General features: G+C 59.4%; 14 protein-coding genes. 10 read left to right on the top strand and 4 right to left on the bottom strand.

Annotation, left to right across the window (positions count from 1 at the left end):
* Position 1: 1 nt before the first annotated feature.
* Genes Q1K31_RS02980 through Q1K31_RS02990 form a run of 3 tightly spaced genes read right to left on the bottom strand, consistent with a single transcriptional unit; the run spans position 2 to position 2,672 of the window.
* The gene (locus tag Q1K31_RS02980; protein ID WP_300376537.1) at positions 2-1,072 is read right to left on the bottom strand and encodes a phosphotransferase; all 1,071 of its coding nucleotides are present in this window, start codon (positions 1,070-1,072) and stop codon (positions 2-4) included.
* Positions 1,072-1,446 (bottom strand): nuclear transport factor 2 family protein, encoded by a 375-nt coding sequence (locus Q1K31_RS02985; protein WP_300376539.1) that lies wholly within the window; start codon positions 1,444-1,446, stop codon positions 1,072-1,074. The genes Q1K31_RS02980 and Q1K31_RS02985 overlap by 1 nt, the downstream gene beginning before the upstream one ends.
* Positions 1,443-2,672 (bottom strand): FAD-dependent monooxygenase, encoded by a 1,230-nt coding sequence (locus Q1K31_RS02990; RefSeq protein ID WP_300376541.1) that lies wholly within the window; start codon positions 2,670-2,672, stop codon positions 1,443-1,445. The genes Q1K31_RS02985 and Q1K31_RS02990 overlap by 4 nt, the downstream gene beginning before the upstream one ends.
* Before the next feature lie 143 nt (positions 2,673-2,815).
* Here Q1K31_RS02990 and Q1K31_RS02995 point away from each other — a divergent pair, with 143 nt between their 5' ends.
* From Q1K31_RS02995 to Q1K31_RS03040, 10 genes are all read left to right on the top strand, one after another.
* Complete coding sequence (locus Q1K31_RS02995) at positions 2,816-3,199, top strand: CrcB family protein (RefSeq protein WP_300376543.1); 384 nt, start codon at positions 2,816-2,818, stop codon at positions 3,197-3,199.
* Entirely contained in the window at positions 3,196-4,191 is a 996-nt protein-coding gene (locus tag Q1K31_RS03000; RefSeq protein ID WP_300376546.1) for an RluA family pseudouridine synthase, read from the top strand. The genes Q1K31_RS02995 and Q1K31_RS03000 overlap by 4 nt, the downstream gene beginning before the upstream one ends.
* 11 nt (positions 4,192-4,202) lie before the next feature.
* The gene (locus Q1K31_RS03005) at positions 4,203-4,904 is read left to right on the top strand and encodes an HAD-IA family hydrolase (RefSeq protein ID WP_300376548.1); all 702 of its coding nucleotides are present in this window, start codon (positions 4,203-4,205) and stop codon (positions 4,902-4,904) included.
* A gap of 32 nt (positions 4,905-4,936) precedes the next feature.
* Positions 4,937-5,089 carry a hypothetical protein gene (locus tag Q1K31_RS03010; RefSeq protein ID WP_300376550.1) on the top strand — a complete coding sequence of 51 codons (153 nt, stop codon included), beginning with the start codon at positions 4,937-4,939 and terminating at the stop codon, positions 5,087-5,089.
* 158 nt (positions 5,090-5,247) lie between these two features.
* A complete protein-coding gene (locus Q1K31_RS03015) occupies positions 5,248-5,694 on the top strand; it encodes a hypothetical protein (protein ID WP_300376552.1) in 447 nt (148 codons plus the stop codon).
* Between the two features lie 48 nt (positions 5,695-5,742).
* Positions 5,743-6,471 (top strand): ATP12 family chaperone protein, encoded by a 729-nt coding sequence (locus tag Q1K31_RS03020; RefSeq protein WP_300376554.1) that lies wholly within the window; start codon positions 5,743-5,745, stop codon positions 6,469-6,471.
* A 71-nt stretch (positions 6,472-6,542) separates the two neighbouring features.
* The gene (locus tag Q1K31_RS03025) at positions 6,543-7,193 is read left to right on the top strand and encodes a hypothetical protein (protein ID WP_300376556.1); all 651 of its coding nucleotides are present in this window, start codon (positions 6,543-6,545) and stop codon (positions 7,191-7,193) included.
* Between the two features lie 124 nt (positions 7,194-7,317).
* Positions 7,318-7,863 (top strand): hypothetical protein, encoded by a 546-nt coding sequence (locus tag Q1K31_RS03030; protein ID WP_300376558.1) that lies wholly within the window; start codon positions 7,318-7,320, stop codon positions 7,861-7,863.
* Positions 7,864-7,992: 129 nt separating this feature from the next.
* Positions 7,993-9,525, top strand: a complete 1,533-nt coding sequence (locus Q1K31_RS03035) for an acyl-CoA carboxylase subunit beta (RefSeq protein WP_300376560.1) — start codon at positions 7,993-7,995, stop codon at positions 9,523-9,525.
* A gap of 38 nt (positions 9,526-9,563) precedes the next feature.
* Complete coding sequence (locus Q1K31_RS03040) at positions 9,564-10,922, top strand: toll/interleukin-1 receptor domain-containing protein (RefSeq protein ID WP_300376562.1); 1,359 nt, start codon at positions 9,564-9,566, stop codon at positions 10,920-10,922.
* Between the two features lie 836 nt (positions 10,923-11,758).
* On the opposite strand, the gene Q1K31_RS03045 is transcribed toward Q1K31_RS03040, so the two are convergent.
* Entirely contained in the window at positions 11,759-13,879 is a 2,121-nt protein-coding gene (locus tag Q1K31_RS03045; protein WP_300376564.1) for a TonB-dependent siderophore receptor, read from the bottom strand.
* Positions 13,880-14,085: the final 206 nt, after the last annotated feature.

A 14,085-nucleotide genomic window follows, 5' to 3' on the forward strand; every position in this document is an offset into this window, starting at 1 on the left:
CCTATCCAAGCCAGTCCAGCGCATCATGGTCTGTAATCAGGTCGACTGCGCCATTCAGCATCCGGAAAAACATGTCATCGCCCCGCTCGGTCTGCGTCACCAGCATGGCGGCAAAGAAGGCGGTGAAGAAGTGCTGGTAAGCTCCTGAAACATAATGCCGGAAGAACTCGTCACGGCTATAGTTACCGACGCCGAGACGCGCCATCTCTTCCAGATAGATCCCGGTCAGCCGGGCTTCATGCTCGCGCCGTGTGGCCGGATCAATCGCCCCCGAAATGAAGTAGCCGACATCGGCACCGCCCGGCCCGTAACCAAAGGACTGCCAGTCGACCACGGTGACCGGTCTTTCAGTGTTGGAAAGGTCGAACAGCATGTTGTCAGGCCGGAAGTCGGAATGGATGAGACAGCGTGCGCCTGCACGTTTGTCATTATAACCTTCCATGTTGCGGCTCATCGAATCGCCGATGCGTGTGGCTTCAGGCGTGACCCGGCCGCCATACCGTGCCTTGAAGCCGTCCCAGAGCCCGGCGATCATGTCAGGGTCAATCGGGTCCTGGGCGTGTTTGGTGTTCATCACCCACGGGTACTCGTCCAGTTTCTCATCCTGCCAGTAGGCAGAATGCAGCTTGGCGGCTTCACGTATGACGAGTCCTGCCTCGTCGAGGGTGACGCCATTGAGCTGGTCGCCCTGCTGCGCCGGGGCGAGGTCGCCCATGATGAGGACGAAATCGTGGGTGTCTTCGTCGACATCTGTGAAATAGCAGCGCGGTGTGGAAATCCGCGCATTCTCCTGGAGCAGCTGGTAGAATTTTACCTCGCGGTGGTAATTGCCCAGCTGGATGCCTGCAGCACGGCTTTCCTCGCCTTCTGAAGGAAATTTGCCGATTACCGTTTCCGGCGCATCGGGAGCAGCGCTTTCATAATCCAGCCTGAAGCGCACACAGTCTCCGATCTGGCCGGTGCCGACCTTGCCGGCGTCGAAAGCACGGACCTTTGCGTCGATACCGTCTGCGGCCAGCGCATCGCTCAGCCATTCAGCGTCGATATCCCGCCAGGTGCGGATGTCCGGCATCAGTTTCCGCCCTCAAGCTTGTGAACATAGACTTCATTATGCTTGATCAGGTCATGTTCAAGCAGCACGAGATCGAATCCACGCAGCTTGCCATCCTTGCCGCCCTCGCCAATGTCGCAATACCAGCGCCCGCAGAAGCCTCCCTCAATGCCCCAGACCATTTCCGGCTTGTAGGTCATTGGCGGAGTAGAGGCGAAAAGCGTGGTGAGATACTCACGCAGGGCGTCGCGCCCTTCGATCCCGCCTGCCGTCTGCGGGTCCTTGTAAACGGTATCAGCCGAATAGAAGCCGACCAGCTTCTCGACATCCTTGTCTGTCCAGGCCTGAAGCCAGGCATTGTTATAGCGTTCGAGATCCATAGGGCTCATCATCATCCTTCAAGTACCCTCGTCATGTGCGCTTCGGTGAAAATCTCGTCCGGTACGCTGTCTGGCCCGCCCATGATGGCAAAGCCGTGCATGCCGAGGCTTGGGTCGGCAGCACTTCGTTCATGGTAGCGCTTGCGCCGGGCCCTGGCTGTCTCGTCGAACTCCATGTCGAGTGTTGCCTGGAGCACTGCGGCAAAGCGCAGGCGGCGCATCCGTTCGGCGCGTTCTTCGGCATAGGGGCGGAAGTCTGGCGTCTCGCCCTTCGTTGTATTCTTGAGAATGTCCGAAACCATGCGGACATCGCGATATGTGATCGACAGGCCGAGGCCGTTGATCGGATCGTTCCAGCCGGCTGCATCGCCGATCAGGACCGCACCCTCCGTATATGGCGTCTCGGTCCAGCTATCATTGTTGAAATAGGAGAAGAGCGGGCCGGCGGGGGTGCCATTGGCGATCTTCTCATTGTGCGGGGCAGAGCGCATGCGGAACGCCTCGAGGAAGCGGCGTGCGCCGTCCTCGCCAGCAAAGCGGCCCTTCTCGTCCAGGGCATAGCCGCCATAGACGCGCACCCGGTTGCCGCCTTGCGGAAAGGCAAGGAAACCGAAATCACCCTCAGTGCCAATCGCTTGCCGGGTGTCTTCCCAGCCCTCGACATCATCGACCAGCAATCCGGCGAACCAGTGATGCGGCTTGTTCTGTTGCAGCTTTATGCCCGCCGCCTTGCGGACCATGGACTGGCGGCCTTCAGCGCCCACGATAAGCGGGGCATGTGCGGTGTGTTCGACTTCGTCCCTGATATAGGTGACGGAGGGAGCAGCACCGAGCTGCACATCCGTGACGGCCACGCCGCGCAAGGCGTCTGCCCCAGAGCGAACGGCTTCGTCAAACAGGGTCTGGCAGTGATGAGGGTGACCGATGGCCAGCGGGCCTGGCACGCCTTCGGCAAAGATTTCCAGGGGCAGGGGATTGCTCTCGGCCGTCTCAGGTGTGCGGCTTTCATCATAGGTGATGTGTTGCTTGATATGGTGGCCGCCCGCTGCACGCAGGAGTTCGTAAAGGCCCAGCCGCCTGACTTCGCTCACCCCCCAGGGCGCAATCCATTCGCCGCGCACACGGTCCTCATAGGCGTCGCTTCTCTCAAGAAGCAGGACGGACTGGCCTGCCTTCGCAAGCGTAGCCGCAAGCGCAGAGCCGCCAATACCGCCTCCGACAATGATCACGTCATAGGCCAAGTTGTCCTCCCATGCGTTTCTTTGTGAACGCTGAATGAAGGCACGGTATCCATGCGGTTTCAGCTGGCAAGACAGGACGCCGCGTCAGCTTTCATGCCGCATGGCCTATCGTTGGCGGGGCAATCGCTATAAAAGCCGCTCCCATGATGAACCTGTTACTGGTTGCGCTCGGCGGGGCCCTTGGGGCCAGCCTTCGCTATGGCACATACCTCGCCATAGACCGCTACGCCGCGGGCGGGGCAACGATGGGCACACTGGTCGTGAATATTGTCGGCAGTGGCCTGCTCGGGGCAATCGTGGCGTGGTTCATGGCCCGTGACCTGCCGGGCGAGTCCGCGCTCTGGATGTTCCTGACGGTCGGCGTTCTCGGTGCCTTCACGACTTTCTCGGCGTTTTCCCGCGAGACAGTCCACATGATCAATACAGGCGACATGACACGAGCTGTCATCTATGCGCTTGCCAATGTCGTCCTGTCAGTCGGTGCCTATCTTGCCGTCTGGCATATAGTCCGCCGGGTGGTGTCATGAGTAATCAGGTAATCAACGAGACGGTCAGCCCTAAGGAAGAAGGCGTGCGCCTGGACCGCTGGGTGAAACGAAGGCTGCAGGTGACGCAGGGCCAGTTGGAGAAGCTGCTACGTTCCGGCCAGATCCGTGTCGATGGAAGCCGCGCAAAGGCCAATACGCGTCTTGAGGCAGGCATGGTCGTGCGCCTGCCACCGGTTCACCAGCCCACGGCTGAGGAGAAGGCGGCCCGCAAGTCCGGCAAGGTCTCCTCCCGCGACGAGCAGTTCATGCGTGAGATGGTCGTCTATCAGGACGATGAGATGTTTGCGCTGAACAAGCCTTCTGGCCTCGCTGTGCAGGGCGGCACGAAGCAGGGCGGTCGCCACATTGATGGTATGCTCGATGTTCTGTCGGACGGTGAATACCGCCCCAAGCTTGTCCACCGGCTGGACAAGGAAACCTCCGGCCTGCTGCTGATCGCCCGCCATCCGGCGGCTGCAGCGCGCCTGGGAGACCTGTTCCGTTCGCGCGAGATGGAGAAGGTCTACTGGGCCGTCACCGTCGGTGCACCGAAGCCCCCGGCCGGGCAGGTGCGCTGCTGGATGACGAAGGGCCAGGGCCCGGAAGGTCGCGAACGCATGGTGCAGTGCGCCCAGAACGATGAAGGTGCGCGTCATGCCATTACTGACTATATCACCGTGTCGCAGGCGGCTCAGAAAGCCGCATGGGTGGCGCTTCGTCCGCAGACAGGCCGGATGCACCAGCTGCGCTTCCACATGCACGAGCTCGGCACCTCGATCCTTGGCGACGACAAGTATGTTACCCGCCGGGAAGTGCCGCAGGGCGTCGCCAGGGGGCTTCACCTGCATGCCCGTGCATTGCTCATACCGCGCAAGAACAAGAAACCGCTTCTGCTCGAGGCGCCGATCTCCGGACATATGAAAGACACGTTCAAGACGCTGGGCTTTCTGGAAGCCGAGGCGGGCAGCGATCCGCTCGAGCTGTTTATCTGAGGAGGCTGCCGGTGGAGCTCAAACTCGCCATCTGGGACATGGACGGCACAATCGTTGACTCGCGTGAAGTCATACAGGCGGCCATGTGCAAGGCATTCGGCCTGTGCGGACTGCCGGAACCTGAATATGAGGCGACCCGCAAGGTGATCGGCCTCGGTCTGGAGGAAGCCTGCGGCATCCTGGCCCCGGACTATCATGACGTGCCGGGCCTGAGCCTCGCTTACAAGCAGGCGTTCGTCGCCCGGCGAAGTGAAAAGAATTTTCGCGAGCCGCTATATCACGGGGCAGTCGAGACGCTTGATCGCCTGGCTAACGAGGGCTGGTTGATCGCGATGGCGACTGGCAAGTCGCACCGCGGCATTCGTGCTATCTTCGAGATGCACCCTCTGGAGCAGTATTTCGATACGATCTGGTGTGCCGATGATGGGCCGGGCAAGCCACATCCTCATATGGTCGAGCAGGCAATGAATGCGCTGGGCTGCGAGCGGCCTCAGTCTGTCATAATCGGGGATGCCGTACACGACATCTCGATGGGGTTGAACGCTGGTATTCATACGATGGGGGTAAGCTGGGGATTTGGCCGCGCCGAGGAGCTTGAAGACGCCGGCGCCCATGAAGTTCACCATGACTTCACGAGCCTGAATGCCGCTCTGGATGCCTTCGCAGCAAAAAAATTAAACATCGCCGGAACTGACGTGGCGGCGTCGCGTTGAGCTGCTGAAGTCACACCAGCAAGGGGAATCCCATGAAAAAATCAATGCTCGCACTTCTTTTCGCAATTGGCGCCGCTGGCACCGGAACGCTTGCTGCTTGCGGCGACGCGAATGATGGTCCGGTAGAGGAAGCCGGTGAAGAAGTTGATGAAGCTGCTGAGGAGATGGAAGAAGAAGTCGAGTAGACCTTTTTCTGTCGTAAAGACGTTTCAATACCGGATAAGCCAGCCCAGAACGGGCTGGCTTTTCTCTTTCAGGAGATGAACTTTTCTTCAGTTCCCCGGGATCGAATGCGCCTGTGCCGCGTTACTTTTTTGTCATTCAGTCAGGTGGGAAAGCGGTTATGAATTTTCTCAGTATACACCATGTCTTTGCGGGTATGACGGCTGCCGCTCTTGGTGGCGGGGCCTTGGCGCTTACCGCACAATCGACACCGGATCCTGTAAGGCTTGGACACACCTTCACTGCTGCTGACAAGGCCGTCTTCTCCAATGAGTTTGAAACCGCAGAAGGGGTTTGCGAGATCGGTTATGCTCCGCGCAATGTCTGCTTTGAGGCGTCGCATCTCGAAACAAACATTGTGAAGGGCGAGCCGTTTCCGTCCAACATGTATCCGCTTGCCCTGGAGTGGCGTGCAAGGCTTGCCCTGACACGAAAGTCTGACGGGCTGAAAACGGTTCGCATCGGACAAACCCTGGCCCTGATAGACCGTGAGACGAATATGGTCGTTGATACAATGCGCCTGGGGCGGCAGCAGACTGCCGAAACATCCGGCTCAACTGCCAGCTAGACACTCTGACCCGTTCCAATCCGGGCGTCTTCGTGCCAGTTAGCAGGCATGGCCACTAAATCATCCGACAAACAGGACCTTCCAAAGCGCTTCTACACACAGGTGCAGGTGTCGGCCAGCGAGCAGGGCTGGCGCATAGAGCTTGACGGACGGCCTGTACGTACACCATCGAAAGCCGAGCTGCGAGTGCCAGGCGAAGCGCTTGCAAGACATGTCGCAGCGGAATGGGACGCCCAGGCGACGGTAATCGACCCTGCGACCATGCCGCTTACCCGGCTGGTTAATGTCGCGCTCGACCGTACACCCGAAACACGCGAGGCGCTCGCCGACGAAGTGGCCCGGTACACCGAAACCGATCTTGTCTGCCACCTCGCGGAAAATCCGGTCGAATTGCGAGAGCGCCAGGAAGCAAACTGGCGGCCATTGCGCGACTGGGCGGGTAAAACGCTTGATGTCATGCTGGTTCCGGTCGAGGGCATCATCGCTTCCCCTCAGCCTGCTGCCTCGACCCAGGCTGCGCGCGACCATGCCATGAAGCTCGACGATCTCCGGTTGACCGGGCTTGTCTGGGCAACTGGCCTTTATGGCTCTGCCATACTTGCGCTGGCCGTGGAGCAGGGTGAGATCGATGCGGAGGATGCATTCGAGCGCTCACGTATAGATGAGGCCTGGCAGATCGAGCAGTGGGGCGAGGACGAGGAGGCGAGACTCGCAACCGAAAACCGTCGCGCAGATGCGCGGGCCCTTGGGCAACTCTTCGCAACCCTGCCGCGTTAGACCCCCGAACACGCGTATTGCGTGTTCAGGCAGGACTGGAAGGATCCAGTCCGTGATATGGGAGACGGCTTATGCTCAAACTTCTACCCCTGCTCGTTGGCGGCATGCTTCTCGCGGCCTGCAACCCGGCCCAGCCAGCTGATCCGGCACCGGCCACGCCGCCAGAGAATACAGCAACCTCCAGTACCCCGCAGTCCGGCAAGGTGCTGGCCGATAATACTGCCACGCCTGTCCCGCCATCTGGGGCGGGCGTGGCGCCCCCGCGCCAGCTTGGCAGCGCCTGCGGCACACTGACGGCTGACGGGCTTTGCAATGTCGAATTCGGGATGACGGCAGAGGAAGCACGCCAGGCCCACAAGGGCGAGCTTCACAGGCTTGGGTCCGCTGGTGCAGAGCCGGGCGAATGCTACTATCTCGGCCCTGAAAAAGACAATTACGACATCGGCTACATGATCGTGGGGGGAACTGTGCAGCGTATAGATGTGCGTGCGCCGGGTGTTGCAACCGGTGAAGCCGTTCAGGTCGGCATGCCAGCCGGGGAAGTGGAAGGCATCTATCCCGGTCTTGAGCGCCAGCCCAACAAGTATAGCGACCGCGACAACCTGATTATTGACCTCGAAGGCGATGCCAAACTCGTCATGGAAACAGACGAGAATGGCAATATCGGCGCTTACAGGGTCGGTCTCGAGCCTGCTGTCGATTATGTCGAAGGTTGCGCCTGAGCTTTCGTATCCTGTGATACTGCATTGATAAAAAGTCATATTCTGAGGTGAACTGGAGCCGAACACGCCGGTCATGCGGGGTTCCGTCCGGCCATGTTTTCCTCAAGTCATGATGAAACGCATCATGACACACCGAGTGGCGGCGCTGGCTCTGGCGGCAATTCCACTCACAGCAGCTCCAGCCCTCGCTGACCAGCCGGGCCGGACTGCGACGGCAACATCCGGCCTGTCGGTCGGGCTCGCCGATGCCGGTATATATGTCTCCATTGGAAATGACCGCCGGCGCGGATATGGCCGTCATCACGGTCGCACCAATCACTGGAACCAGCCCCGCTGGGAAGTTCGCCAGATGCGGCGTGATGCCATCCGGCGCTGTGCCGGGGCCATCAAGCGCCAGGGCTACCGCTTCGGCTATCGCGACATTGACATTGATGACGATGTCCGCGCCCGCCAGATCGGCCCGCGCGGCTTCCGGGTCCGGTTCGACGAAGTAGAATTCGAAGGCCGCCGCCGGGATTTCGAGCGCCATGTGAGCTGTACGGTCCGCCGTGGGCAAGTTGTTTCGGTTGACGGCCTCCCACGCCCCGGCCGCAGGGGCCATCACTACCGTGATGACCGTCGCTGGGACCATGACTATGGCCGTCTTCGTGGCGGGCGCTACGACGACTGATCTCAACGTAAAGCCATGAAACATGCAAAATAGAGGGCAGGTTGCCTCAGCGGCAGCTTGCCCTTTGGCTTGCGTCATCGTTCTGTGTGCGTATCAAGGGCAGCAGAAAACGGTTGATGGAGCTATGCCATGAAAGACGTCATTGAAGCGCTGGAAGCCAAACGCGAGGAAGCCCGGCTCGGCGGCGGCCAGAAACGGATCGAGCGCCAGCACGAAAAGGGCAAGCTCACCGCGCGTGAGCGCGTGGCCCAGCTGCTTGATGAAGGCAGCTTCGAGGAAACCGACATGTTCGTGGAGCACCGCTCCCATGATTTCGGTATGGAAGAGCAGCGTATCCCCGGCGACGGCGTTGTTACCGGCTATGGCACGGTGAATGGCCGTCTCGTCTACGTCTTTTCCAAGGACTTTACCGTCTTTGGCGGTTCGCTCTCCAAGGCGCAGTCGGAAAAGATCGTGAAGGTCCAGAAATCGGCGGCCAAGAACGGCGCGCCCGTGATCGGCATTTTCGATGCTGGCGGCGCGCGCATCCAGGAGGGCGTCGACAGTCTCGCAGGCTATGCCGACATCTTCATGGAAAACGTGCTCTCCTCCGGCGTCGTGCCGCAGATTTCCGTCATCATGGGTCCGTGCGCGGGCGGGGACGTCTATTCCCCGGCCATGACGGACTTCATCTTCATGGTGAAGGACACCTCCTACATGTACGTCACCGGCCCGGACGTGGTGAAGACCGTCACAAATGAAGAGGTCTCCCACGAGGACCTTGGCGGCGCGCGCGTCCATGCTGCGAAGTCCGGCGTCGCCGATGGCGCCTTCGAGAACGATATCGAGGCGCTGGTCCAGATGCGCCGCCTGATCGACTTCCTGCCGCTGTCCAACCTCGAAAGCCCGCCGACCCGGCCGAGCTTCGATGATCCCGAGCGGATGGAGCCCTCTCTCGACACGCTCATCCCGGACAATCCTAACGTCCCCTATGACATGAAGGAGCTGATCGAGAAGACCGCCGACGAGGGCGACTTCTTCGAGATCAGCCCGGATTTCGGCGCCAACATCATCATCGGCTTTGGCCGCATGGAAGGCTCCACGGTCGGCTTCGTCGCCAACCAGCCGATGAGCCTCGCCGGCGTGCTCGACATTGACAGCTCGCGCAAGGCGGCGCGCTTCGTGCGCTTCTGCGACTGTTTCAACATCCCGATCGTCACCTTCGTGGACGTGCCGGGCTTCATGCCGGGCACCAAGCAGGAATATGGCGGCCTCATCAAGCATGGCGCGAAGCTGCTCTTCGCCTATGCCGAGGCGACCGTGCCGAAAGTCACCGTCATCACGCGCAAGGCCTATGGTGGCGCCTATGATGTGATGAGCTCGAAACACCTGCGCGGCGACATGAACTATGCCTGGCCGACCGCGGAAATCGCCGTGATGGGCGCCAAGGGCGCGGTGGAGATCATCTTCCGCAAGGATATCGACAATCCGGAAAAGATCGCCGAGCACACAAAGATGTACGAGGACAATTTCGCCAACCCGTACGTCGCCGCGCGCAAGGGCTATATCGACGACATCATCATGCCCCACTCAACCCGCAAACGCGTCTGCAAGGCGCTGCGGACCCTGCGCAACAAACAGCTCGAAAACCCCTGGAAGAAGCACGATAATATTCCGCTTTAGGGGAAATGGCGGAGAAATCAGAATATCGGTAGAAGCGCGTGAAGCACGACGTATTCATTTCTCACGCAAGCGAAGATAAAACGCCTTTCGTCAGAGAATTTGCTGCTGCTTTGGTCAGCAAGGGAATTCACGTTTGGTATGATGAGTTTTCGCTAAAGCTTGGCGACAGTCTGTCGGAGTCAATCGACCACGGATTGGCTCATTCGCAGTTTGGAATTGTGGTGCTCAGTCCAAGCTTTTTTGCGAAGAAATGGCCGAGGAGGGAACTGCAAGGTCTGGTCGCTCGACAAATGTCGGGTGATTCAAAGGTCATCATTCCCATATGGCATGGTCTCACATATGGGGATGTTCTCAAGTATTCGCCGCCGTTGGCTGATACGTTTGCTGCGAACTCTGCGGAAGGTGTGGAAGCTCTCACAGAGAAAATCATTCGAGAAATACGACCCACCGGCAGCCCACTTTCTGTGGCCCATGAAATATTGTCCTCTCACGGTCTGGAACTGCCGCCGCTGTCGGACATCTGGTGGATAAGCCTGATCGAACACAAAGAGAGAGAGTTCAAAGATCCGCATCTTAATTCGCTTTCGACGCCTTGGATGTTTCCGCTACCCAACCACAAGGATTGGACCTCGCAGGAAAGAGGAGAAAATATCGCATCGACAGCACTTCAACTCGATTGGATTGCGGAAGCGTGGGAGTTTGGACCCCATCATCTGTCTCACCCGGATAAAGTGCACGATTTCATTCTGAAGTGGCCAGGTTTGTTAGACACCGTGCGACGGTATCCGGAAGTGCTGGCTATTTATGCGCCGCAGTTGACTATTCCGGGATACGATAGCGGATTTGAGCAGCTATTTGATGAGCTACTCGAACCAGCAAATAAGTGTGCGTACGCCATGCCGGGTTACGGCGGCCCACCAGAAACCACAGATGGAAGACCTCCTCTTTGCGGTGAGCTCATTGCTTGGCGACATCCTACGTTCGGGAACTATTCTCCTGGGGAGTTGGCGAGCTCGTTCGTAAGTGCGCACACAGGCAATTATTATCGAGAATGGTACACTGGCATTCAATGCCTATTCTGGTTGCTTAGCAGCAGTTCTGAATGGATGCCGGAAAATCTTAAGCAACAAATATTGACCGGGTTTCACGACAATCCCCTTATTTGGGAACATCGATTAGAAGTGGTTCATCGAAACAACGTGTTCGTTTCTGAGCTTTATTCGAAAACGCCGAGCAGATTTTCAATAACACGAAAGGTGAAGTCAGGGCTTGAAGATCTAGTCTCGGAAATGGTTGAGGACTTGGAGTTAGCCGACAGTGTTGAAGCTTTGTCAGACAGGTTTCTTAAAGGCGGCTTCATCCGTAGCTTCCATAAAGTCATGTATAATCGACGCTAAGCAGTAGCGTGGCGCCGAGCCTCATCCAGATTAAACCGAGCTGCACCATGCTCCTGGCGCTTGCGCCCCATGGGATGGGGAAGACCGGGGTGCGCGGAAAGGCCCACGTGGGCTAAGCCTTGCTTTTTGTCCGATCTCCCCGGCGCAGGCCGGGGTCTCAGGCGATTGAGGCGCTCGGCTTGCGGCATGAGATCCCGGCCTGCGCCGGGATGATCGGAAATCCATCCCACCCCTCCAATCCTCACCCATACTCCCAACCATCCCATCGTCAGACAGGGCGGTCCGGACCGGCCGGGTGGCGGTGGGGTGTGAGAGTGACCGATGCTGCGGGCAGGGATGTAACGGCCCTGCCACAAGTGTTCCGGCGCCATGTGGTTCGCTAGGGACGCCGGGGCAGCCCCCGGTGATTACTGTTTTCGGGCGGGCCGGAGAGGGACACCTTGCCGGCCAACACCTCTCACGGGCGCGTCCTGTTCGGGCGCTTACCAGCCACGCCGTAAGGCTGGCATTACATCAGCGTTCAAACTGGACGCGCCCGGCCCTGTCATCTAGGGCAAGTTTTATAGCGCCAGGCGGAGCCGCCGTGGCGGTTTTCGTACAGGGAGTTTCAACACCGCTCACCCCGGCGCAGGCCGGGGTCTCAGGGGGGGGGGAGCAGACGCAGCGGGTTGCCGCACAAGATCCCGGCCTTCGCCGGGATGAGCGAAAAAAGACAGCCCTGAGCGTGATCCATCGCGAAGGCGAAGCCGCAGCGGGGATCAAAAGTAAGACAGCCCTGAGCCCGCTTCATGTGAGGCGCGAGAGCGCCGATACGGAAGCGAAGCCGGAGACTCTCCCTAAAACCGTCCGCTGATTGTGACACGCGCATTCAGCGGCGCGCCGACCGTGGCCTGGTGCGTGCTGTGGGCGTTCGGGAAGTAGAGCTCGTCGGTCAGGTTCTCGACATTGAGCTGCACCCGGAGCCGCTCGGACACATCGTAATACGCGGCCGCATCGACGCGCGTATAGTCCGGCAGGGTCGCGGTGTTGCTATTATTGATGAAGCTCTCGTCCTGATAGGTCAGGCCGAGGCCAAGGCCGAACTTGGAGGTCACCTTGTAGGTGTTCCAGAGCGAGAACATGTTTTCCGGCAGCTCACGCGGGGTGCGCCCCGTCGGGCCGGTCCGGTCGACGATCTCGCCATCGAGATAGCTGTAGCCGGCCGTGACGAACCACCTGTCCGTCACCTGGCCCTGAAGCTGGGCCTCGAAGCCCTGTGTCTCGGAATCGATGATGTCGAGGGTTTCGGGGTCATTGTCGGCGACCTGCGGCGAGCTCTGCTCGATCTCGAACACGGCGGCGGTCAGGCTGAGGCCGCGGCGGATCTCCCATTTCAGGCCGGCTTCGAGATTGGTGAACTCGTCCGGGTCGAGCTGGTTGGCCGCGCCATTGATGCTGGCAAACTGCTCGCCGCTGCGCGGCAGAAAGGATTCGCTGTAGCTGGCATAGAAGGAGACATTCTCCCGCGGCTTGAAGACCAGGCCGAGGCGTGGCGAGACCTTCTCGTCCTTGCGCGAGCGGGTCTCATCGGCGGGCACGTTGAGGACCTCGATGTCGAAGCTGTCGAAGCGCGCACCGACGATCAGGTCGAGCATGGCCGAAATCTCGATCTCGTCCTGGATGTAGGCGGAGAAGACGTCCACTTCGGCCTTGGTGAAGTCATTCAGGTCCGTGGTGAAATCGGCGCTTGTCGGCACGCCGTCTGAATTGATGCCCGTGCCGCCGCTCAGGTTCAACGGGCGCTGGATGTCGAACATTTCATTGTCGTCCAGCGTGGTGTTCCAGAGCACGTTGAAGCGGTCATTGTCGTTCGACGTGTCGATATATTCCGCGCCCGTGATGACGGTGTGGCCGATGCCTCCGGTCTGGAATTCGCCGACGAGGTTGCCCGAGAGGATCAGGTTTTCGCGCTGCGTCGTGTCGAGATAGCCATCGAGCGTGACGATGCCAGGCGTGGACGCCTCGTCGTAGCTGGAGGCGTAGAAGTTCTGGTAGGACTTGTCATAGTCGCCGTAGAAGGCGCTGAAATTACCTTTCAGGTTCTCGGTGAATTCATGTTCGAGCCGTGCGCGCAGCAGGTGGGCTTCAAGCTTGGTTTCGTTGAGATCCGGATCGCCGAAGACGATGTTTTCGAAAGCCTCGACGGGGCGACCGTCAGCGCCGGTCGGGATGCCACGGTCGATGAAGCGCTCATGGTCGAGGTACTCGTAGGAGAGATCCAGCGTGGTCGCCGGGCTCAGCTCGAACCGGGCGGTCGGATTTATCCCGAAGCGGTCGCCATCATAGAAGTCGCGGTGGTTCTCCAGGCTCTCATACATCGCATTGATGCGGAATGCGGATGTGTCGCTCGTGGAAATATTGCTGTCGAGCTGGACGCCATAGCCGCCGAATGTGTCGGCGCTTGCCTGATAGCCGGTGAAGGTCTCGCCGACGACGCCTTTTTTCGTGACCCGGTTCAGGATACCGCCCGAGCCGCCGCGCCCGAAAAGAAGGGCGTTCGGGCCACGCAGGATCTCGATCTGTTCAAGGTTATAGAGCGGGCGGTAATACTGCACGTCATCCCGGACGCCGTCGATGAAGAAGTCGGCCGTCGAGCGTACGCCCCGGAAAACAACCGCGTCGCGGTGCCCTTCGCCCTGGGAGGTGTTCACGCCGGGTGTGTAATCGATGATGTCGCCAATGCTCTGAAAGCCCTGTTGGTCGATCTGGTCGGCGGTGACGATCGACAGACTTTGGGGAACGTCGATTACGGGTGTCGGTGTCTTCAGGGCGTTGACCTGGTCTGTGTAGAGGTACTGGCCAATCACGACGATCTCATCAAGAACCGCCTCGTCGGACTCCTGGCCGAAAGCTGCGGGCGCTGTCAGCGTGAAGGAAAGCGCCGTCGCGCCGAGCAGGTAGGAAGACAGTTTTGTCATGTGTTGGCATCCCATCAGAATCTGGAGCTTGCCGCCTAATGCACATGAGAATGAAAGGCAAACGCATTGGTTAGCGTCACTGTACTTTGATGTCCGAAAAAGATGAAAGGGGAATGTCTTTACGGGATGCATATGAAAACGCCAGTGACCCCGCGTGCCACTGGCGTTTCTGATGATATGAGGAAACAGCAGGCTACGCTGCGACT

The organism is Henriciella sp. (assembly GCF_029936995.1).
Classification (GTDB): Bacteria; Pseudomonadota; Alphaproteobacteria; order Caulobacterales; family Hyphomonadaceae; genus Henriciella.